The 21,283-nt window shown below is 60.0% G+C and carries 18 protein-coding genes; 16 read left to right on the top strand and 2 right to left on the bottom strand.

Annotation, left to right across the window (positions count from 1 at the left end):
- Window positions 1-96 precede the first annotated feature (96 nt).
- From aqpZ to ligA, 9 genes are all read left to right on the top strand, one after another.
- Window positions 97-783, top strand: a complete 687-nt coding sequence (aqpZ, locus tag GA0061101_RS16240; RefSeq protein ID WP_092574163.1) for an aquaporin Z — start codon at window positions 97-99, stop codon at window positions 781-783.
- Between the two features lie 300 nt (window positions 784-1,083).
- Entirely contained in the window at window positions 1,084-2,010 is a 927-nt protein-coding gene (locus GA0061101_RS16235) for a D-alanine--D-alanine ligase (protein ID WP_092574161.1), read from the top strand.
- Window positions 1,998-2,930 carry a cell division protein FtsQ/DivIB gene (locus GA0061101_RS16230; RefSeq protein ID WP_047558075.1) on the top strand — a complete coding sequence of 311 codons (933 nt, stop codon included), beginning with the start codon at window positions 1,998-2,000 and terminating at the stop codon, window positions 2,928-2,930. The genes GA0061101_RS16235 and GA0061101_RS16230 overlap by 13 nt, the downstream gene beginning before the upstream one ends.
- The gene (ftsA, locus tag GA0061101_RS16225) at window positions 2,927-4,258 is read left to right on the top strand and encodes a cell division protein FtsA (RefSeq protein ID WP_037202716.1); all 1,332 of its coding nucleotides are present in this window, start codon (window positions 2,927-2,929) and stop codon (window positions 4,256-4,258) included. Before GA0061101_RS16230 ends, ftsA begins: the two co-directional genes overlap by 4 nt.
- 103 nt (window positions 4,259-4,361) lie before the next feature.
- Window positions 4,362-6,080 carry a cell division protein FtsZ gene (ftsZ, locus tag GA0061101_RS16220; protein ID WP_047558074.1) on the top strand — a complete coding sequence of 573 codons (1,719 nt, stop codon included), beginning with the start codon at window positions 4,362-4,364 and terminating at the stop codon, window positions 6,078-6,080.
- Window positions 6,081-6,410: 330 nt separating this feature from the next.
- Window positions 6,411-7,367, top strand: a complete 957-nt coding sequence (gene lpxC / locus GA0061101_RS16215; protein WP_092574159.1) for a UDP-3-O-acyl-N-acetylglucosamine deacetylase — start codon at window positions 6,411-6,413, stop codon at window positions 7,365-7,367.
- A gap of 285 nt (window positions 7,368-7,652) precedes the next feature.
- Window positions 7,653-8,522, top strand: a complete 870-nt coding sequence (locus tag GA0061101_RS16210) for an outer membrane protein assembly factor BamD (protein WP_173410968.1) — start codon at window positions 7,653-7,655, stop codon at window positions 8,520-8,522.
- A 12-nt stretch (window positions 8,523-8,534) separates the two neighbouring features.
- Window positions 8,535-10,208 (top strand): DNA repair protein RecN, encoded by a 1,674-nt coding sequence (gene recN / locus GA0061101_RS16205; protein ID WP_092574157.1) that lies wholly within the window; start codon window positions 8,535-8,537, stop codon window positions 10,206-10,208.
- Window positions 10,209-10,338: 130 nt separating this feature from the next.
- Window positions 10,339-12,492: an NAD-dependent DNA ligase LigA gene (ligA, locus tag GA0061101_RS16200; RefSeq protein ID WP_092574155.1), complete on the top strand. Its 2,154-nt coding sequence runs from the start codon at window positions 10,339-10,341 to the stop codon at window positions 12,490-12,492.
- Between the two features lie 36 nt (window positions 12,493-12,528).
- Here the strand turns inward: ligA and GA0061101_RS16195 are convergent, their stop codons facing one another.
- Window positions 12,529-13,065, bottom strand: a complete 537-nt coding sequence (locus GA0061101_RS16195) for a GNAT family N-acetyltransferase (RefSeq protein ID WP_092574153.1) — start codon at window positions 13,063-13,065, stop codon at window positions 12,529-12,531.
- A 323-nt stretch (window positions 13,066-13,388) separates the two neighbouring features.
- Here GA0061101_RS16195 and GA0061101_RS16190 point away from each other — a divergent pair, with 323 nt between their 5' ends.
- The 3 genes from GA0061101_RS16190 (at window position 13,389) to GA0061101_RS16180 (ending at window position 14,885) form a co-directional block, all read left to right on the top strand.
- A complete protein-coding gene (locus GA0061101_RS16190; RefSeq protein ID WP_047558067.1) occupies window positions 13,389-13,712 on the top strand; it encodes an ArsR/SmtB family transcription factor in 324 nt (107 codons plus the stop codon).
- A 38-nt stretch (window positions 13,713-13,750) separates the two neighbouring features.
- Window positions 13,751-14,194, top strand: coding sequence for an SRPBCC family protein (locus GA0061101_RS16185; protein WP_037202708.1), 444 nt, complete (start codon window positions 13,751-13,753; stop codon window positions 14,192-14,194).
- A 196-nt stretch (window positions 14,195-14,390) separates the two neighbouring features.
- Entirely contained in the window at window positions 14,391-14,885 is a 495-nt protein-coding gene (locus GA0061101_RS16180; protein ID WP_092574151.1) for a CreA family protein, read from the top strand.
- A 265-nt stretch (window positions 14,886-15,150) separates the two neighbouring features.
- Here the strand turns inward: GA0061101_RS16180 and GA0061101_RS16175 are convergent, their stop codons facing one another.
- The gene (locus GA0061101_RS16175) at window positions 15,151-15,615 is read right to left on the bottom strand and encodes a chemotaxis protein CheW (protein ID WP_034504287.1); all 465 of its coding nucleotides are present in this window, start codon (window positions 15,613-15,615) and stop codon (window positions 15,151-15,153) included.
- A gap of 458 nt (window positions 15,616-16,073) precedes the next feature.
- Between GA0061101_RS16175 and GA0061101_RS16170 the strand changes: the two genes are divergently transcribed.
- The 4 genes from GA0061101_RS16170 (at window position 16,074) to GA0061101_RS16155 (ending at window position 21,254) form a co-directional block, all read left to right on the top strand.
- Window positions 16,074-16,676, top strand: a complete 603-nt coding sequence (locus GA0061101_RS16170) for an SCO family protein (RefSeq protein ID WP_092574149.1) — start codon at window positions 16,074-16,076, stop codon at window positions 16,674-16,676.
- An 8-nt stretch (window positions 16,677-16,684) separates the two neighbouring features.
- Window positions 16,685-17,833 carry an FAD-dependent oxidoreductase gene (locus GA0061101_RS16165; RefSeq protein ID WP_092574147.1) on the top strand — a complete coding sequence of 383 codons (1,149 nt, stop codon included), beginning with the start codon at window positions 16,685-16,687 and terminating at the stop codon, window positions 17,831-17,833.
- Between the two features lie 20 nt (window positions 17,834-17,853).
- Window positions 17,854-18,732, top strand: coding sequence for a 50S ribosomal protein L11 methyltransferase (locus GA0061101_RS16160; protein ID WP_037202705.1), 879 nt, complete (start codon window positions 17,854-17,856; stop codon window positions 18,730-18,732).
- Window positions 18,733-19,418: 686 nt separating this feature from the next.
- A complete protein-coding gene (locus GA0061101_RS16155) occupies window positions 19,419-21,254 on the top strand; it encodes an aminopeptidase P family protein (protein ID WP_092574145.1) in 1,836 nt (611 codons plus the stop codon).
- The last annotated feature ends 29 nt before the right edge of the window (window positions 21,255-21,283 follow it).

Genomic DNA, 21,283 nt, shown 5'->3' with positions numbered 1-21,283 from the left:
GCCAATGAGTGGGCGTGTCTTCGGCGAGTCCTTCCCGAGATCTTTTTCTAAAAATGGCTGACTTTCGCTTCGGTTGCGGGCACAGGAGAAGGGTTAATGCAGAAAAAACTCATTGCTGAGTTTCTTGGGACGTTCTGGCTCGTATTCGGCGGCTGCGGCAGTGCAATCTTCGCCGCGGCATTTCCGAGCCTCGGTATCGGTTTTCTAGGTGTTGCTTTTGCGTTTGGTTTGACGGTGCTTACCATGGCCTATGCGGTCGGCGGTATCTCGGGCGGCCATTTCAACCCAGCCGTTTCGGTTGGTCTGACGGTTGCCGGTCGTTTCCCCGCCGGGCAGCTCATTCCTTATATTGTCGCGCAGGTTGTCGGCGCGGTCGTGGCGGCGGCCGTGCTCTATCTGATCGCGAGCGGCAAGGCCGACTTCCAGCTCGGCGGCTTTGCGGCAAACGGCTACGGAGAACATTCGCCGGGTGGCTACCCCCTGCTATCGGCACTGGTCGCCGAGATCGTGTTGACCTTGTTCTTCCTGGTTGTGATTCTCGGTTCGACGAGCAGCAAGGTGCCGGCCGGCTTCGCGCCGATCGCGATCGGCCTTTCGCTGACGCTGATCCACCTCATTTCGATCCCGATCACCAATACCTCGGTCAACCCGGCCCGTTCGACAGGTCAGGCCCTGTTCGTCGGCGGTTGGGCGTTGCAGCAGCTTTGGCTGTTCTGGGTGGCGCCGATCGTGGGTGGCGCTTTAGGGGGACTCGTCTGGAAATTGGTCGACGACAGCGAATGAGATCAGCGTCGGTTTAAGATTTTCAGGCCCGCATCGGACCCCTCGATGCGGGCCTCTTTGTTTAAAAAAAACTAAATGTCGACATTCAAAAGTAGCAACTCTCTGATTCCAATGGCAGAATTCTTTAGACCGATTTGATTCGAGAAAACCGGCCATCGGCAGGGCGACCGAAAGTTAACGAAAGTAAACGCTTCATTAACCTTAATGTCGTTCTAATCGGACCATGGAAAGCGGGGCGAGAATCGCTGTAGGCGAGGTCGAGCGAACGCAGAGAAGAGACTGTAAACACTGGGGGTATTGATGGGTGGCAAGCATGTGGCTGTCCTTTTGGGCGGGTTTTCCTCGGAAAGGCCGGTCAGCCTTTCCTCGGGAAAGGCATGCGCTGATGCCCTCGAAGCCGAAGGATTTGAGGTTACCCGCATCGACGTGGATCGCGACGTCGCCAGCCGCCTGGCCGAAATGAAGCCCGACGTGGTCTTCAACGCGCTGCACGGCCCTTTCGGTGAGGACGGCACCATTCAGGGTATTCTGGAATATCTGCAGATCCCCTACACGCATTCCGGCGTGCTCGCCTCCGCTCTCGCGATGGACAAATCCCGCGCAAAGACGGTTGCCGCAGCGGCCGGCATTCCCGTTGCCAGTTCGATCGTCATGGATCGCTTCGGCATTGCCGGCGAGCATCCGATGAAGCCGCCCTATGTCGTCAAGCCTGTGCGCGAAGGGTCAAGCTTCGGCGTCGTCATCGTTAAGGAGGATCAGGCGCATCCGCCGCAGATCGTCACGTCTTCGGAGTGGCGCTATGGCGATGAAGTACTGGTCGAACGTTATATTCCGGGTCGCGAGCTGACGTGCGGGGTGATGGGCGACAAGGTTCTCGGCGTCACCGAGATCGTGCCGCTGGGCCACAGTTTCTATGATTATGACGCCAAGTACGCCCATGGTGGATCAAAACATGTGCTTCCGGCGGAAATTTCACCAAATCTTTACCAAAACATACAAACATTATCGTTAAGGGCGCATGAAGCTATCGGCTGCCGTGGCGTCAGTCGGTCTGACTTCCGTTTTGACGATCGCTTTTCCGAAGAGGGTGAACTTGTTTGGCTGGAGATCAATACTCAGCCGGGCATGACGCCTACCTCATTGGTGCCCGAAATGGCCGCTCACGCCGGCTACGCTTTTGGTGAATTTCTCCGGTGGATGGTGGAGGACGCGTCTTGTTTGCGCTGACGGTCAAAAATATGAGGCGGTCCCGTCATCGCGTCCCGCTCGCCATCGACGATGTCGAGGATACGTTCGTGCTGCCGCGCCCGATGCGCCGCACGGTACGCTTCCTGGTCAGTCTCGGCTCGGGCCGCGTTAACATTCCAGCACATACGGGCACGGTTTCCACCCTTGTACTCCTTGCTGTGACGGGTCTTTACGGCATGTCGATCGGCGGGCACAGCCAGGCTGTCGCCGAGGCGACAACGTCGGCTGCCGGTTTCGCCATCGAGGACGTGAAGGTTTCGGGCAACGACGAAACGTCGGAAATCGAGATCCTGCAGCTGCTCGGTCTCGATGGTACGACGTCGCTGGTCGCTCTCAATGCGGATGCGGCTCGCCAGAAGATCGCCAATCTGCCGTGGGTGCAGAGCGTCGAGGTCCGCAAGGTCTATCCCAGAACTGTCGAAGTGAAGCTGACGGAGCGCAAGGCCTATGCCATCTGGCAGCATGGCTCCGAGCTTTCGCTGATCCAGAAGGACGGCAGCGTGATCGCGCCACTGCGCGACAACAAGTTCGCAAAGCTGCCGCTCTTCGTCGGCCGCGATGCTGAAACGGCAGCCGCTTCCATCGATGATGAATTCGCCAAGTGGCAGGATATTCGCGACCATGTGAGGGCGTTTGTGCGCGTCGCCGGTCGCCGGTGGGATCTCTATCTCGACAACGGCGTGATCATCAAATTGCCGGAAGACAATATCGATGGCGCGCTCGCCCGGCTGACCAAGCTCGACAAGGATCAGAACCTTCTGCAGCGCGACATCGCCGCCGTTGATCTTCGTCTCGGCGATCGTACCGCCATTGAATTGACCCCAGACGCAGCGGTTCGCCGTGAAGCTGCTGTCGACGCCAGAAACAAGGCTTTGAAGAAAGCAGGGCAGGATACATGAGCTTGTTCGGTTCGTCCCATTTTGGCCTGCCTCGGTTGAAGCCGCTGTCCTCGAAGCGGTCGCATATCGTATCTGTCCTCGACATCGGCTCGACGAAGGTCGTCTGCATGATCGGCCGGCTGACACCGCGTGAGGAGAGCCAGGTTCTCCCGAACCGCACGCATAATATCGAGATCATCGGCATCGGCCATCAGCGCTCTCGCGGCATTAAGACCGGCGTGATCGCAGATCTCGATGCGCTGGAAAGCGTCGTCCGGCTCTCCGTCGATGCGGCTGAGCGCATGGCGGGCCTTACCGTCGATAGCCTGATCGTCAATGTTTCCGCCGGACGCCTCGGCAGCGATATCTATACCGCGACGATCGATCTGGGCGGTCAGGAAGTCGAAAGCAACGATCTCAAGAAAGTGTTGGCCGCGGCCTGCCAGCAGTCGATCCGCCAGGAGCGTGCCGTCCTGCATTCGCTGGCGACCGGCTATTCCCTCGATGGCGAGCGCGGCATTCGCGATCCGCTGGCGATGTTCGGCGATGTGCTGGGCGTCGACATGCATGTCGTGACGGCGGAGCGTGCGGCGCTCCGCAATCTCGAGCTCTGCATCAATCGTGCGCATCTGTCGGTCGAGGGCATGGTGGCAACTCCTTATGCCAGCGGCCTTGCTGCTCTCGTCGATGACGAAGTCGAGCTTGGTTGCGCCGCAATCGATATGGGTGGCGGCACGACGACGATCTCGGTCTTTGCCGAAGGCAAGCTGGTGCATACCGATGCCGTCAGCCTTGGCGGCCATCATGTGACCACAGATCTTGCCCGCGGCCTTTCGACCCGCATCGAGGATGCCGAGCGGCTGAAGGTGGTGCATGCCTCCGCGCTGGCGAACTCCTCGGATGAGCGCGAGCTGATTTCCATTCCGCCGATTGGCGAGGATGAGCGCGATCAGCCGACACAGGTGCCGAAGGCTCTGGTGTCGCGCATCGTCAAGGCCCGCATCGAGGAAACCCTCGAATTGATCCGCGATCGCATTCAGCGCTCGGGCTTCAGCCCGATCGTCGGCAAGCGCGTCGTCCTGACCGGTGGTGCCAGCCAGTTGACCGGCCTGCCGGATGTGGCGCGCCGCGTTCTTGCCCGCAATGTCCGCATCGGCCGCCCCATGGGCGTGTCCGGCCTGCCGACCGCGGCCAAGGGGCCGGCTTTTTCGACGGCGGTGGGCCTGATGATCTATCCGCAGGTTGCGGACATGGAGACACATGCGCCGAGCAGCGGCTTGCTCTCGTCGCTTGGAGGTAACAACAGCCGGATCGGCCGTGTCGGCCAATGGCTGAAAGAGAGTTTTTGAATGCCTGATCCCGGCAAATCTTTCCGGGGTAGGCGTCAGGCAAGTGAAATCGAGTGAATTGGCCGGCGTGGCGATGCGGCCATAGAGAGAAGGAACGGGTACAATGACTATCAAGCTGCATAAGCCAGACATCACCGAGCTTAAGCCGCGTATCACCGTGTTCGGTGTCGGTGGCGGCGGCGGCAATGCTGTCAACAACATGATCACGGCAGGCTTGCAGGGCGTCGATTTCGTCGTCGCCAACACCGACGCGCAGGCGCTGACGATGACGAAGGCCGAGCGAATCATCCAGCTCGGCGTCAACGTCACGGAAGGTCTCGGCGCCGGTTCGCAGCCGGAAGTCGGCCGCGCAGCTGCCGAGGAATGCATCGATGAGATCATCGATCATCTCAACGGCACGCACATGTGCTTCGTCACCGCCGGCATGGGCGGCGGCACGGGCACGGGTGCAGCGCCTGTTGTCGCGCAGGCCGCCCGCAACAAGGGCATCCTGACCGTCGGCGTCGTCACCAAGCCGTTCCACTTCGAAGGCGGCCGTCGCATGCGGCTTGCTGAAATGGGTATCCAGGAACTGCAGAAGTCGGTCGACACGCTGATCGTCATTCCGAACCAGAATCTGTTCCGCATCGCCAACGACAAGACGACTTTCGCCGACGCGTTCTCGATGGCCGACCAGGTTCTTTATTCGGGCGTTGCCTGCATCACCGATCTGATGGTGAAGGAAGGTCTCATCAACCTCGATTTCGCCGACGTCCGCTCGGTCATGCGCGAAATGGGCCGCGCCATGATGGGTACCGGCGAGGCTTCCGGCCAGGGCCGCGCGATGCAGGCTGCAGAAGCCGCCATCGCCAACCCGCTGCTCGACGAAACCTCGATGAAGGGCGCACAGGGCCTGCTGATCTCGATCACCGGTGGTCGCGACCTCACCTTGTTTGAAGTCGATGAGGCTGCGACCCGCATCCGCGAAGAGGTCGATCCGGACGCCAACATCATCCTCGGCGCCACCTTTGACGAATCGCTCGAAGGCATCATCCGCGTCTCCGTCGTTGCAACGGGTATCGACCGTGCGATGAACGAAGCGGCGGACAGGGGCATGGAATTCCGCCCGGTCGCGAAGCCGGCTATCCGTCCTTCCGCGGCCGCCGCCCCGGCAGCGGCCGCAGCTCAGCCTGCCCATGTCGCGCAGGCCCACACCGCTCCGGCTCCTCGCACCATCGATCCGGTCGCCCAGACCATTCGTGCTGCCGAAGCCGACCTGGAACGCGAGCTTGAAATCCAGATGGGTCGTCAGCCTCAAGTTCAGCAGCAGCCGGTCATGCCGCAGGCTTCAGCGCCTGAGGAGAACTTCCGTCCGCAGAGCCGCATCTTTGCGGCAGCGCCGGAAGCTCAGCCCGTCCGTCAGGCTCCGGTTCAGCCGCAGCCGGCGCCGGTCATGCAGCAGCAGCCGATCATCCGTCAGGCTCCCGAGCAGGTCCGCATGCCGAAGGTGGAAGACTTCCCGCCGGTGGTTAAGGCCGAGATGGAACATCGCGCCCAGCCGGTCGCCGCTCAGGCTGCCGAAGAGCGCGGTCCCATGGGCCTCCTCAAGCGAATCACCAATTCGCTTGGTCGTCGCGACGAAGATCCTGCTTTCGACGATATGATGGCTCCGGCCGCTGCCGCTCCTCAGCAGCGTCGTGCGCCGTCGCCGGAAGCGAGCCTCTACGCACCGCGTCGCGGCCAGCTCGACGATCAGGGCCGCCAGGTTCCGGCGGCACGCATGACGAGCCATGAAGACGATCAGCTCGAAATTCCGGCCTTCCTGCGTCGTCAGTCGAACTGAGCCAATATTGGGCGGCCTTTTAATAGGTTGCTAACCATCTTTGAGAAAACCGGGGTCGAAAGATCCCGGTTTTCCATATTTCAGACTCGTTGTCGTATCTGAAATTATCCTGCAAATTCAAGCAACTGCTTTCGTAACAAAGCGAAAGAAACAGTGATTTGGAATGCGATGCCTCGGCGCGTATGTAGTTACCAAGCAAGCCTGCGGAATCACATTCAATGATGAACGTATGTGGCGCCCGCAGCATGATTAACAGACTGAACCGGCAATAAGGTAAGCGTCCGAAGATGACCGCCCGGCCTGGATCAGATAGACGAAGGCAGAACTTATATGGCAATCGGATTGCTGGGTTTTCAGACCACCATTGCAAACCCCGTGACACTTTCGGGTATAGGCGTTCATTCGGGCGCCGATGTGTCGATCACTTTCTATCCAGCCGAGGCTGGTAGCGGCATTGTTTTCCAGCGTCTGCATGACAATGGCGGCGTGACGGAACTGCGCGCCGTTTCCTCGCAGGTTGGCAATACGGATCTCTGCACCGTTCTCGGCTTCTCGCCGTCGCGCTCCGTCGCGACTGTGGAGCATGTCATGGCGGCTATCTACGCTATTGGTCTCGACAACGTCGCCATCGAAGTTACGGGCGCTGAAATGCCGATCATGGACGGCAGTTCCTTTCCGTTCATCGAGGCCATCGAGCAGGTCGGTATCGTTTCGCTTGGCGTCAAGCGCCGTTACATCCGGGTTACCAAGCCGGTGCGTATCGAGGCTGGCGGTTCCTGGTGCGAATTCCGTCCCTATGACGGCACGCGGTTCGAGGTTGAGATCGATTTCGAATGCCCGCTGATCGGCCGGCAGAAATGGGAAGGCGACCTGACCGCCGAGACCTTCAAGACCGAACTGTCGCGCGCTCGCACCTTCGGTTTCATGCGCGATGTCGAACGCCTCTGGGCTTCGGGTCACGCGCTGGGTTCGTCGTTGGAAAATTCCGTTGTCATCTCCGACGACGATACGGTCATCAACGTTGAGGGTCTGCGTTACGCCAAGGACGAATTCGTTCGCCACAAGACGTTGGATGCCGTTGGCGATCTGGCGATGGCAGGTGCGCAGTTCATCGGTCATTACCGTTCCTATCGCGGCGGTCATCGTATGAATGCGAATGCTCTGAAGGCATTGCTCAGCGATCCCAGCGCCTACGATGTCGTCGAAACATCGGCGCCGCGTCAGCGTGCTCACAGCCGCGATTTCGTTCCGGTCAACGCGCCGGAATTCGCGCCCTGGTCGGCGTGATTTTCAGACCTTAGACAGGAAACGACGCCGCTCCGATGAGGAGCGGCTCTTTTTTTGGCGGGAGATTCGCGAGGTTTGCCTTCAGTCGGTGCAGGACATGGAAGTCAGGGAGACCGGCGAAAGAATTCCCAGTCAAAACAGTGATTAAGCCCGCTGATATGCGGTCTTCGCCACAAAAATGCGTTAATGCATCATCATTGCGTTGCCCTGATGGTGTTTTTGCGGCTAGAAACGCCAGCGAGAGAATGCCGTCTCCGCAACGACGGCTAGTGGGACAGTGATCCGATGGGTTTTGCAAGGTCTGAAAGCATGAAGATTACAACACGGGCTTTGCTCGTATCGCTTCTCCTCGCTGGTACCGGTGCGGTGGTGACGGGTTGTAATACGAAAAAGGATATCGACATCACCAAGCTCGGTGTCGAGACCGATCCGCCGGAACTGCTCTACAATCAGGGCCTTGCCAACATCAAGGCAGGCAATATGACGGAGGCCGGTAAAAAGTTCGATGCCATCAACCAGCAGCAGCCATTCTCGGAATGGGCGCGCAAGGCGCTGGTGATGAGCACTTTCGTGAAGTACCGCACAGGTCGCTATGATGATGCCGTGCAGACAGGCAATAGCTATCTCAAGCAATATCCCGGCTCCGAGGATGCTGACTACGTCCAGTACCTCGTCGGTTCGTCCTACGCCAAGCAGATTGTCAACGTGACCCAGGATCAGCGCGCCGCGCAGCAGACGATGGAGGCGATGACCAAGCTCGTCAACAACTATCCGAAATCGCAGTATGTCAGCGACGCGCAGGAGAAGATTCGCTTTGCCCGCGACCAGCTCGCCGGCAAGGAAATGCAGATCGGGCGCTACTATCTCGAGCGCAAGGATTATCTTGCCGCGATCGCTCGCTTCCGCGTGGTCATCGAGCAGTATCCAACCACGAATCAGATCGAGGAAGCTCTGGCGCGCTTGGTCGAAGCCTATTACGCCATGGGCATCGTTCCGGAGGCGCAGACGGCAGCAGCTGTTCTCGGCCACAATTATCCGGATAGCCGCTGGTATGCCGACTCATATAAGCTGCTGAAGAGCGGCGGCGTCGAGCCGAGCGAAAACACTGGTTCCTGGATTTCCAGAGCGGGCAAGAAACTTATACTTGGGACGTGAGATTGAGCGCAGATGCTGATCCAGCTTTCGATCCGCGATATCGTCCTGATCGAGCGGCTGGATCTTGCCTTCGAGTCCGGGCTCTCGGTTTTGACAGGCGAAACGGGCGCGGGCAAATCCATCCTGCTTGACAGCCTGTCGCTGGCCCTAGGTGGGCGCGGCGATGGCGGTCTCGTGCGTCATGGAGAGGATCGTGGCCAGGTGACCGCGGTCTTCGATGTCGGTACGCAGCACGCGGCCCGCAAGTTGCTGCGCGACAATGGTATCGACGACGACGGCGACCTGATCTTTCGCCGTATCCAGTCCGCAGACGGCCGCACCAAGGCCTTCGTCAATGATCAGGCGCTCAGCGTTCAGCTCATGCGCCAGGTGGGTCAGCTTCTCGTCGAAATTCATGGGCAGCACGACGACCGTGCGCTTGTCGATACGGATGCGCATCGCATGCTGCTTGACGCCTTTGCCGGTCTTGCCGAGGAAGCGCAAGGGGTCGGCAGGCTTCATAAGGTCTGGCGCGATACCGACCGGACATTGCGAAAGCACAGGGAACAGGTAGAGAGCGCCGCGCGTGAGGCGGACTATCTGCGCGCTTCCGTCGAAGAGCTGGAGAAGCTATCGCCGCAGGATGGCGAGGAGGATGATCTGGCCGAGCGCCGCTCGCGGATGATGAAGGCCGAACGCATCGCCGGCGACATCGCTGAAGCCTCCGAATTCCTCAACGGCAATGCTTCTCCCGTGCCGCACATTGCCTCGCTGGTGCGCCGGCTGGAGCGCAAGAGCCACGAGGCGCCAGGCTTGCTGGAAGACACCGTAGCGCTGCTCGATGCGGCGCTGGACCAGCTCTCCAACGCGCAAATGGAAGTCGAGGCCGCGCTCCGCAAGACGGAATACGATCCGCGGGAACTGGAGCGGGTCGAGGAGCGTCTATTTGCGCTCCGCGGAGCCTCGCGCAAATATTCGGTGCCGGTGACCGAGCTTCCGGCACTGGCCGTTCGGATGATCTCCGATCTTGCCGATGTGGATGCCGGGGAGGAAAGACTGGCGCGTTTGGCTGGCGAGCTTGCCGTTGCCAAGGCGGAATATGATGCGGCCGCCCGCAGCCTCTCCGATAAGCGCCACCATGCCGGTGAAGCGCTTGCCGCCGCCGTGATGGCGGAGTTGCCGGCGCTGAAGCTTGAACGGGCGCGGTTCATGGTTGAAATCACCAGCGATTCGGAAGCGGCGACGGCCGATGGCATAGATGTCGTCGAATTCCATGTGCAGACCAACCCGGGCACGCGGCCAGGCCCGATCACCAAGGTCGCTTCCGGCGGCGAGCTGTCGCGTTTCCTCTTGGCGCTGAAGGTGGCGTTGGCCGACCGAGGTTCCGCGCCGACCCTTGTTTTCGACGAAATCGATACCGGCGTCGGCGGTGCGGTGGCGGATGCCATCGGCCAGCGGCTGAAGCGCCTTTCCGATCGCGTGCAGGTACTTTCCGTCACCCATGCGCCGCAGGTCGCGGCACGCGCTGCGACTCATCTGCTGATCTCCAAAGGCCCCGTTTCGGATGGCTCGGAAAAAATCTCCACGCGGGTTGCCACCATGGCGCCGAAAGACCGCACCGAGGAAATCGCCCGCATGCTAGCAGGCGCATCGGTGACCGAAGAGGCGAGGGCGGCTGCAAAGCGGCTGCTGGCAGGCAACGGCTGATCCCTGCACTCCAGCCCTCGTCCCATTGCCCGATTTTTCTCCTTGTTTTTGCGCATTCGGGACGGAAAACCGCTTCGCACTTTTTCTCGAAGTGCTCTAAAACATCTCCGAAATCGGGGAGTGTCGATTCATGAGCACCGAACAGAAGCCCGTCGAGGATTTGACCGAAGAGGAAGCGGCCGCCGCGCTCGCCTATCTGGCCGCGGAGATTGCGCGCAACGATGCACTTTATCACAGCAAGGATGCGCCGGAGATCTCGGATGCGGACTACGATGCGCTGAAGCGGCGCAACGATGCCATCGAGGCGCGGTTTCCGGAGCTCATTCGAGCCGACAGCCCTTCGCGGCGAGTAGGTGCCGCACCCTCGGAAACCTTTGCTCCCGTCGTGCATGCAAGGCCGATGCTGTCGCTGGACAATACGTTTTCGCAGGAGGACGTGGCGGATTTTGTGGCGAGCGTTTACCGCTTCCTCGGCCGTTTGCCCGACAACTCGATCGCCTTTACAGCCGAGCCGAAGATTGACGGCCTTTCGATGTCGATCCGCTACGAGAACGGGCGAATGGTCAGTGCTGCTACACGCGGCGACGGTACGACCGGCGAGAATGTCACCGCCAACATCAGAACCATCAAGGAAATTCCCCAGACCCTGCCAGCGGGCGCGCCTGCGGTCGTTGAGGTGCGTGGCGAAGTCTATATGGCCAAGAGCGATTTCCTGGCGCTCAACGCCCAGATGGAGGCGGAGGGCAAACAGACCTACGTCAACCCGCGCAACACCGCTGCAGGTTCGCTTCGCCAGCTCGACGCAAAGGTAACGGCAAGCCGTAAGCTGAAATTCTTCGCCTATGCCTGGGGCGAGATGTCAAACATGCCGGCCGATACGCAGTTCGGTATGGTGCAGACCTTCAAGACATGGGGTTTCCCGGTCAATCCGCTGATGGAGCGGCTGAATTCCGTCAATGACATTCTCGGCCACTATCAGGAGATCGGCCTGCAGCGGCCCGATCTCGATTATGACATCGATGGCGTCGTCTACAAGGTCGACAGCCTGGAACTGCAGGCTCGCCTCGGCTTCCGTTCGCGCTCACCGCGCTGGGCGACGGCGCATAAATTCCCTGCGGAGCAGGCGTTCACACATTTGATCGATATCGACATCCAGGTCGGCCGTACCGGCGCGCTGACGCCGGTCGCGCGGCTGGAGCCGATCACCGTCGGCGGCGTGGTCGTCACCAATGCGACGCTGCACAATGCCGATTACATCAGGGGTATCGGCAACAAGGGCGAGCCGATCCGCGACGGCCGCGATATTCGTGTCGGCGACATGGTGATCGTGCAGCGGGCAGGCGATGTCATTCCACAGATCGTCGACGTCGTGTTGGAAAAGCGTGAAGCGTCGAGCGTGCCTTACGAATTCCCTAGGGTATGCCCGGTCTGCGGCAGCCATGCCGTGCGCGATATCAACGAAAAGACCGGCAAGGTCGATGCCGTGACCCGTTGCACCGGCGGCTTCATCTGCCGCGCGCAGGCGACCGAGCATCTCAAGCATTTCGTCTCGCGCAATGCCTACGACATCGAAGGACTGGGTTCGAAGCAGATCGACTTCTTCTTTGCGAGCGATGACCCGGCGCTGCAGATAAAGACTGCGCCTGACATCTTCACCCTGGAAAGGCGTCAGCAGTCGTCGCTTACCAAGCTGGAGAACATCGACGGCTTCGGTAAGGTCAGCGTTGGCAAACTTTACGCCGCGATCAACGAACGGCGCCAGATTGCGCTCCATCGCTTCATCTTCGCGCTCGGCATCCGCCATGTCGGCGAGACGACGGCGAAGCTGCTTGCACGCTCCTATGGCACCTACGAAGCCTTCGAGATGGCGATGAAGGAAGCGGCCTCGCTTTCGGGCGACGCGTGGAACGATCTCAACAATATTGAAGGCATCGGCGAAGTGGTAGCGCGCGCGATCGTCGAATTCTACAAGGAGCCTCGAAATACCGAGGTGATCGCAAGCTTGCTCAAAGAGGTGCAGCCTCAGGAGGCCGAGCAGCCGGTGACTTCAGGCAGCCCCGTCGCCGGCAAGACCGTTGTCTTCACCGGATCGCTGGAAAAGTTCACCCGCGACGAGGCGAAAGCCAAGGCCGAGAGCCTGGGAGCCAAGGTTTCCGGCTCGGTTTCAAAGAAGACCGATATCGTGGTGGCAGGGCCGGGCGCAGGCTCGAAGCTCGACAAGGCGCGGGAATTCGACGTCCAGGTCATGACTGAGGACGAATGGCTCGACCTTATCGGCGGGTGAGGACGGCGGCGGTACTGCATCCGCCGCCGGAATTTTTCAAAGTCTCAGCCGCGCCATGGTGAAAGCGTCGACATATTCGCCATTGCGGAATGCGAAGGCTCTGAGCCGCCCCTCGGTTTCGAATCCGAACTTCTCATAGAGCCGGATCGCCGGTGCGTTGTCGACATAGACAGTCAACTCCACGCGCTTGATCGCCAGCCAGTTGTCGGCGGTATCGATGAGGGCTGCGAGGAGTGCGGAGCCGACGCCGCGGCCTGTAAAATCGTCATGCACGCCCATGCCGATTTGCCCAACGTGAATCCGCCGACCTGTGAGGCGGCGGAGGCCGGCATTGCCGACGATCTGTCCGTCAAGCACAGCCACAAGGTTGATCGCACCGGGCGCAGGCTTATCCAGCCACTGCTGCGTCTCCTCGATGCTTTGGAAGGGCAGGCGCAGCGTGCCGGCGCGAAAGCCGGAGAGGTTGGCGATCGATGTGATCGCTTCGGCATCGGACGGACGCGCTGCGCGAATCTCGACGGGTCCGATTTTGCCGGATCGTCGTTCGCTTGGTTCTGCCTGTTCGGAATTCATGGGCTCTCCTTGGGATAAGGGAGGAGAGCAAGGACCATTTCAACCCTGCTCGCCTCGGCAGGGTTGAAATGGATCGCGGTTCGCTCAGCGCAACACAGCTTCCACTCGCCCTGCAAGGGGTGAGGTGGTGATAAGATGCGTCGTGGTGGTGCGGTTTGCGATCATGAGGCGGATGATCCGATGCGAAAGCGTCATTGTCAATCGACTCCCATCATTTCTGCGATCCCCGACTACGACAGCACGTTCTCTCAAAGATTGCTTGACAGGCAACTATTTGGTTGCCTATAAGATCCAAAGAGGCAACCAAATGGTTCCGTATTGATATGAATGATGACGCGGTCTTCAAGGCCTTGGCGGATGCAAGCAGGCGACAGTTGCTGGATCAACTCTATGATCGCAACGGCCAGACATTGAGCGCGCTTTGCGAGGATCTGCGAATGACCCGCCAGGCGGTGGCAAAGCATCTCGCCATTCTGGAGGAAGCCAATCTGGTGTCCTCCGAAAAGCAGGGTCGGGAGAAGCTGCATTTTATCAATCCTCTGCCGATCAACGAGATCGCCGAGCGCTGGATCAACAAGTTCGAGCATCGGCAGCTGAGCACGCTTTCGGCCTTGAAGAAGGCGCTCGAAGGCGAGGGCGGCCAATAGCCCCAACAAGCACGACTATTGAAACAAGGAGAAATGACATGACTGGAAGCAAGTTCGTCTACGTCACCTTCATCCGCACTGCGCCGGAGAAACTCTGGTCGGCGCTTACCACGCCCGAATTCATCAGGCAGTATTGGTTCGACATGACGCACGAGACCGACTGGAAGGTCGGCTCGCCATGGAAGATGCTCTTTCCCGATGGCCGTATCGCCGATATGGGCGAAATCGCCGAGTTCGAGCCGCCACGACGTCTTGCCATCAGATGGCGCAACGAGTTCAGGCCGGAGCTGAAAGCCGAGGGCTGGTCGCGCTGCGTGATGGAGCTTGAGCCGGCCGACGGTGCGGTGAAACTGACGGTCACCCATACGATCGAGCTTGAGAATTCCAAGTTCATCGAGGCGGTCTCCGGCGGCTGGCCGAAGATATTGTCCAACCTCAAGTCTCTGTTGGAGACGGGCGGGGTCGCGATCGAAAGCAAATGAAGCCAAATGCTCTCGACGTGGTTTGAGGCGCTGTCGCCCTGGCGATGGCGCCTCGCGATGGGAGCTGCCGTCGGCGCCCATCGCTGAGCGGTCGTTCGTAGGCAGTGGCATTGGCGGCCTTCTCTTGCATAGCTCACCGGCACTCTTACCTTAGCGATGCCGCTCTAGCTCCGCGGCTGATATTGGAGGATGACCGATGAGTTCACCGAAATTCTGTGCCGCCATTGCCGCGTCTTTCCTGGCTTTGGCTCCTGTTTCCGCCTCTGCCGAAGTCGTCGGCAAGGTGGGAGTGGATTGGACAGGCAATGATATTCTGGTCGATGCCGTGTCTGATCCGGGGGTCTCCGGTGTCACCTGCCACGTCACCTATTTCGACCGCAGCGTCATAGACCGATTGCGCAAGGGCAACTGGTTCGAGGATCCTTCCAACAACTCCATCGCCTGCCGCCAGACCGGCCCGATCGAGATCGGCGATATCAATCTGTCCCAGAGTGGCGAGGAAGTGTTTCGCGCCGGATTGTCGCTTATCTGGAAGAAGCTGGTCGTGACCCGAATCTACGACAAGAAGAACGATACGCTGGTCTATCTCATCCATTCGCGGCAATTGACGGACGGCTCGGCCAAGATGACGATTTCGACAATACCGCTGTTCGGTCAGAATGTTAGCTGGAAGAACGGGAAACCCAAATAAGCTATCAGAATACCACATCGACAACCGTTAGAGGGTTATTACCAAAAAAAGTCATACTCTTTGGTTGTCGAATTCCTTCTAGTTGCTTTCGGATTGCATCTTTTTGATGCAATTTTGAAGACGAACAGTGAAGCGATGCTTCCGTCTGTTCACGGCCTGCATGGCTGGCGCATTGGCTACACCCCTGCCAACGCCGGTCGAACAAAAACGATCGCCCTGGAGCCTTGGCCCCAGGGCGATTCTCTTTTGCGGCAATGTGTTGAGATCAGGCTGCCTGCGCCAGTTGATCGGCGATGATGGTATCGAGGTTGAGGAAGCAGACCATGCTCTTTTCCAGCGCCACGATGCCGCGGCAGAAGGCGCGCTGTGTTTCCGGGATGATCTCCGGCGCCGGCTGCAGATCTTCGCTCTTGATGGTCATCATGTCGGAGACCTGTTCGACCAGGAGGCCAACGAGTTTTCCAGCTATGTCGGTGACGATGATCGCCGAGCGCTCGGATGGCTCGGTCATTTTCATACCGAGGCGGCAGGCCATGTCGATGACGGGGATGACGGCACCGCGCAGGTTGATGAGGCCGAGCACGTAAGGCGGCGTATGCGGCATGGGCGTTACCGGCGCCCATCCGCGGATTTCGCGGATGGCCATGATATCGATGCAAAACTCCTGATCGCCGAGATGGAAGGAGACGATTTCCAGGTAGGCGCCCGATTGTTTGATGGCGTTCGTCATGATTGAGGACTTCCCGTTTGGCGTCGGCGGCACGCGACGCTAGCGATTGAAAAAGAGGGATCGGCTGGAGCGGCTTGGGCAGCGGCAGCATCCGGTGGCTTCGGCGGAAAACGCCTGGCTGATCCGGCGGGCGTCATGCCCTTCTGAAAGAAATCGGTCTGCCGCGCTTTGCCTGCGGCCGGCGAAGTCGAGTCTTGCTTTTGTGGTTGATGTTGGCGCGGACAGGTTAGGATTGGTTTAACACACAGGCAGATTTCGCCGCGGTCTACCCGAAACGGCAAGGAAGAGCCGGGAGGACGCTTGAGACTTAGCGGCCCCCTGCTGCGACGATTTCGGCTCCGTCAAAACGTCTTGTTGAATTGCGTCCTCCACGACGAGCCGTTACACCGGCTGGAGGACCTTCCTTCGCCATTTTTCAGGCGGGATGGACGGTGGGGGCCGATCAAGGAATTGCAGTCATGAAAAGCGTGCGAATTGGTGTCTGGGTGGCCGTGTTGATCGTGGCCGGGATATTGGGCTGGCTGAGCTTCGGAAATGGCAGGGCGCCGGAGGCGGCAGCGGCGGGGCCTTACGGCGTGCCTTTCACGCTCGTCTCGCAGAGTGGCCAGCCAATCAGCGATCAGGCGTTTCGCGGTAAGCCTTCGGCCGTGTTCTTCGGCTATACGCATTGCCCGGATGTCTGCCCGACGACCCTGTTCGAACTGGACGGTTGGCTGCAGAAGGTCGATCCCGATGGCACCAAGCTCAATGCCTATTTCGTGACTGTCGATCCCGAGCGCGATACGCCTCAAATCATGGACCAGTATGTTTCCAACGTATCCAAGCGGATTACCGGCATTTCGGGCGATCCCTCGAAGGTGATGGACATGGTCAAGGGGTTCCGTGTCTATGCCAAGAAGGTGCCGGTGGACGAAAAGCAACCGAGCGGCGATTATACCATGGATCACACCGCCTCGGTTTTCCTGCTGGATTCGGCCGGCGGTTTTGCCGGAACCATTGCCTACCAGGAGGATCCGGACGTGGCGGTGAAGAAGCTGGAGAACCTGATCAAGAAGGGATAGGGGCCAAGATGGGCGACGGGGTTGGCGGCCAAGCGAAATCCAGATCCATCCTGATTGCCGGGGCGGGGCCTGTCGGCTTAACCGCCGCGCTTGAGCTTGCCCGACGCGGCTTCGCGCCGCGCATCATCGATGACGGCACTGGCCCGACACCCGCCGAGGAGAGCCGAGCTCTTGGTGTCAATGCACGCACGCTGACGCTGCTTTCCGCCTGCGGCGTCGGTGAACGCATCATCGCCACCGCTCAACCCATCGAACATTTTCGTGTTCGTTCGGGAGAGAAAACTCTCATCGAGCTGGATACCCGGCAGGTGAACGGTCGTTTCAGCGCCGTTCATGCTTTGGCGCAGGGCCGCACCGAACGCTTGCTGATCGAGGCGCTTTCGGCCCACGGCATTGCGCCGGAATGGCAAACGGCTGTTGTCGCGGGCGAGGTGGCCGATTTGAGGAAGCCGGAGGTTACGCTCAGGCATGCCGACGGCGCGATGGAAACGGTTCGGCCGGATATCCTCGTCGGTGCCGATGGTGCGCATTCTGTCGTGCGCAAGGCGCTGGGTGCCGGTTTCCCCGGGGAGGCGCTGGAGGCCTATTTCTATCTCGCGGATTTCCGCTACGAAGATCCGGTCGATACGCATGTCGCCGAGATCTCGCTCTTCGATCCAGGCATGATCGGACGCCTGCCTGTCGCTGCCGATGTCATACGCTATATTTCGACGCTGGAGGGTTTCGAAAGCCGCATCGTTCATCCGGCCAAGGTTGCCGAGAAGACCTGGGCCTCGCAGTTCCGCATTCACTTTCGCCATGTCGAGCCGATGGCGAAGGGCAATGTGTTTCTGGCCGGTGATGCTGCCCACATTCATTCGCCAGCCGGCGCGCGCGGCATGAACCTCGGCATCGAAGATGCCTGCTGGCTTGGCTGGCTCATTGCGGAAGGGCGAGAACAGGAGTATTCGGCGCTGAGAATTCCCGCCGTGAAGCAGGTGTTGAAGCAGACCTATGGCCTGACGCGACTGATCACCATGATAAATCCGCTGGCCATTGAGGCGCGCAATCTGTTGGCACCGCTACTCCTGCGATTCGGCCCGGCCCGGCTGGCCCTGCTTCGGAGTGTAGCCGGTTACGATACGCCAAAGCCGCCTTGGATCGATTGGGCCGAGTAAGAACGAGAAAGAGCGACGAGTTGAGTGAAATCCGCCTTTATGTGACGACGACCGAGAAGAAGGCAGAGCAGATCCTCGATCTGATGACGCCGGTGTTCGAAGACGAAGAGTTGCCGATCGCTACCAGCGAGATCGACGAGAAGAGGGACATCTGGGAAACCTCGATCTATCTCTACGCGGATGACGAAGACGACGTGCGCGCTCGCTTTGCCGCCTTGCTGAAGCCGACCTTTCCCGAGCTTGCCGTCGAAAAGGAAATCATTCCTGATGTCGATTGGATCGCCAAGTCGCTGGAGGGATTGAAGCCGGTTCGCGCCGGGCGCTTTCTGGTGCACGGTTCGCACGACCGCGACAAGATTGGCTCGAGCGACATCGCCATCGAGATCGATGCCGGCCAAGCGTTTGGTACCGGCCATCACGGCACGACGGCGGGTTGCCTGGAGACGATCGAGAAGGTTCTCGCCAGCCGGCGTGTGCGCAATGCCCTCGACCTCGGCACCGGCAGCGGCGTGCTGGCGATCGGGGTGCGCAAGCTGCGCAATATTCCGGTTCTTGCCACCGACATCGATCCGGTCGCCGTGCGTGTCGCGCGCGAAAATGTGCGCCGCAACGGCATTTCCTCAGGCATCGCGCTCGAGACTGCGCCGGGCTTTCATTCCACGGCCTTTTCGCGTCATGGGCCGTTCGATCTGATCATCGCCAATATTCTTGCGCGTCCGCTGATCAAGATGGCGCCGCAACTTGTGGCCCATCTGGCGCCGGGCGGCTCGGTCGTTCTTTCCGGCATTCTCGCCGAACAGCGCTGGAAGGTTCTTGCTGCTTATAATGGTGCGAAGCTGCGCCATGTGCGCACCATCTGGCGCAACGGCTGGGTCACCATCCATCTCGACCGGCCTTGAGCCGGTCGCTTTTCCGTAATCCTGTTTCCGACGAGAGAAAATAAAAAAAGGCGGTGCCGAGGCACCGCCTTGGATCGGCCTAGACCGATCTTACCCGCGAGCGTGTGGAGGAGTGCTCAAGCGGGCTCTACCGTTCTGATCATGATCCGGGGAGGGAGGAGGAGAACCGGACCACAACCGAATTAGAACGCGTAGCTCATGAACTCTTAGTGGCGATCGCCACGGCTTGTGCCGATTGCCCTGGACGTTTCGACTTCAAGCTGACGAAGCGAGCCGACGGAGTGGCGTACGGTGCGACGCTCGCCAGCCAGCGCCGGGCTAACATATGCAGAGCGGGAGATAGGCATTGTTTTTAGTCCTTTTTGGTTGGGCTCGTTGTGAGCCCCGTTCGATGCGCTGGATATAGCGACTCGCCCGCTTGCGTGGCAGGGGGTACGCCTCATGGGAGCCATGCGTCATATGCATATTGCATGCCGTGAAGATGTCATAATTGACCAGCGATGCTCATGAAATGGGCGGATTCGTTAACGGGCCAGGTTCGAGACCTGCGATGCTGCGGGCTCGATTTGCCGCCCAGCCGACAGTTTTCGCCCGCAGCCGAAAATCACGTCGCACTTCCGACAATCATGCTCTAACATACTGGCAGCACTCAGTTTCACGGATTCCCATCAGTCTCGGATCAAGCCATGTTTCAGTCTTTCGACGTCACCTCCACCCCGCAATTCGGCCGCGAACGTGTCGCCGGATTGCGCAACGCCTTCGGCGATCTCGGCATTGACGGCTTCCTCGTGCCTCGTGCCGATGAGTATCAAGGCGAGTACGTGCCCAGCTGCTCGGAGCGTCTGGCATGGCTCACAGGCTTTACTGGGTCGGCGGGTGTTGCACTTGTGACACACAGCCAAGCCGTGGTTTTCGTGGACGGTCGTTATGTGACGCAGCTCGCCGAGCAGGTGGATCGCACCGTCTTTACCGGCGGCGACCTGGTGAACGAGCCGCCGCATGTCTGGCTGCCGCGCAATGCAAAGAAGGGATTCCGGCTCGGCATCGATCCGTGGCTGCATACGGGCGCCGAAGTGCGGCGGCTGGAGAAGGCGCTGGGCGAAATCGACGGCAAGTTGGTTTTCCTGCCCCACAATCCGCTGGACCGGCTCTGGAGCGACCGGCCCGACGAACCGCTCGGCGGCGTCATCATTCAGGATATTGGCCAGGCCGGCATATTGGCGAGAGACAAGCTGGCGACGATCGCAGCCAGTCTGAAGGAAAAGAACCTCAAGGCGGCCTTGATCACCGATCCGTCCTCGGTTGCCTGGATCTTCAACATTCGCGGCAGCGACGTGCCGCACACACCGCATCCGCTGGCACGCGCCATCATCTATGCCGAGGCCGAGGCCGAGCTCTTCCTCGACAAGCGCAAGACCAAGGTCGAGGCCGAGGCCTACCTGGCGCAGATCTGCAAGCAGCTGCCGCCGTTTGACCTCGCCAAGCGGCTGGCTCTCGCGGCTGCGAATGGTGGGCGCATCCTGGTCGATCCGGACCTCGCTTCCTATGCGCTCACCGATATCATCCGCCGCGAGGGTGGCGAGGTCGTCGAGGGGAATGATCCCGCCAAGCTGCCGCGCGCCTGCAAGAATGCCGCTGAGATCAACGGATCCGCGGCAGCCCATCTGCAGGACGGCGCCGCCATGGTGGAATTCCTCTACTGGCTGGAAACCACCAAGCCGGGCACCGTGACGGAAATCGCTGCCGCCGAACGGCTGGAAGCCTGCCGCGCCCGTGTCGGCGAAAGCATGCAGAACCCGCTGAAGGACATTTCCTTCGATACGATCTCGGGCGCCGGCGAGCATGCCGCGATCATGCATTATCGCGTCACGACGGCGAGCGACCGGCTGATTCAAGCCGGCGAGCTGTTCCTGATCGATTCAGGCGCCCAGTATATCAACGGCACCACCGATATTACCCGCACGGTCGGAGTCGGCACCGTCCCCGAAGAACAGAAGCGCCTTTTCACGCTGGTTTTGAAGGGAATGATCGCGATCAGCACGGCGCGCTTCCCGAAGGGCACGCGCGGCTGCGATCTCGACCCGCTGGCGCGCATCGCGCTCTGGAAAGCCGGCGTCGATTTTGCCCACGGCACCGGCCATGGCGTCGGTTCCTATCTCTCGGTGCATGAGGGGCCGCAGCGCATCTCGCGGCTATCGACGCAGGAACTGTTGCCCGGCATGATTCTCTCGAACGAGCCCGGCTACTACCGCCCCGGCCATTTCGGCATCCGCATCGAAAACCTGATCTACATTCGCGATCCGGAGGAGATCGAAGGCGGCGATATGCCGATGCTGGGTTTCGAGACGCTGACCTTCTGCCCGATCGACCGCAGCCTGGTCCTTGTGGAACTGTTGACGCATGAAGAGCTGCACTGGCTGAACGACTATCATACCAAGACTCGTGAAGCGCTGATGCCGCTGATCCATGATGCGGATATCCGGGCCTGGCTGGAGAACGCGACGCTCGAACTCAGCCATTGAGACCATGCCATCCCGCCTCTCGTGTGAGG

Source organism: Martinezella lusitana, assembly GCF_900094565.1.
Taxonomy (GTDB): Bacteria; Pseudomonadota; Alphaproteobacteria; order Rhizobiales; family Rhizobiaceae; genus Rhizobium; species Rhizobium lusitanum.
Note: the sequence above shows the minus strand (reverse complement) of the source record. Positions and strands in the feature narration are given on the sequence as shown.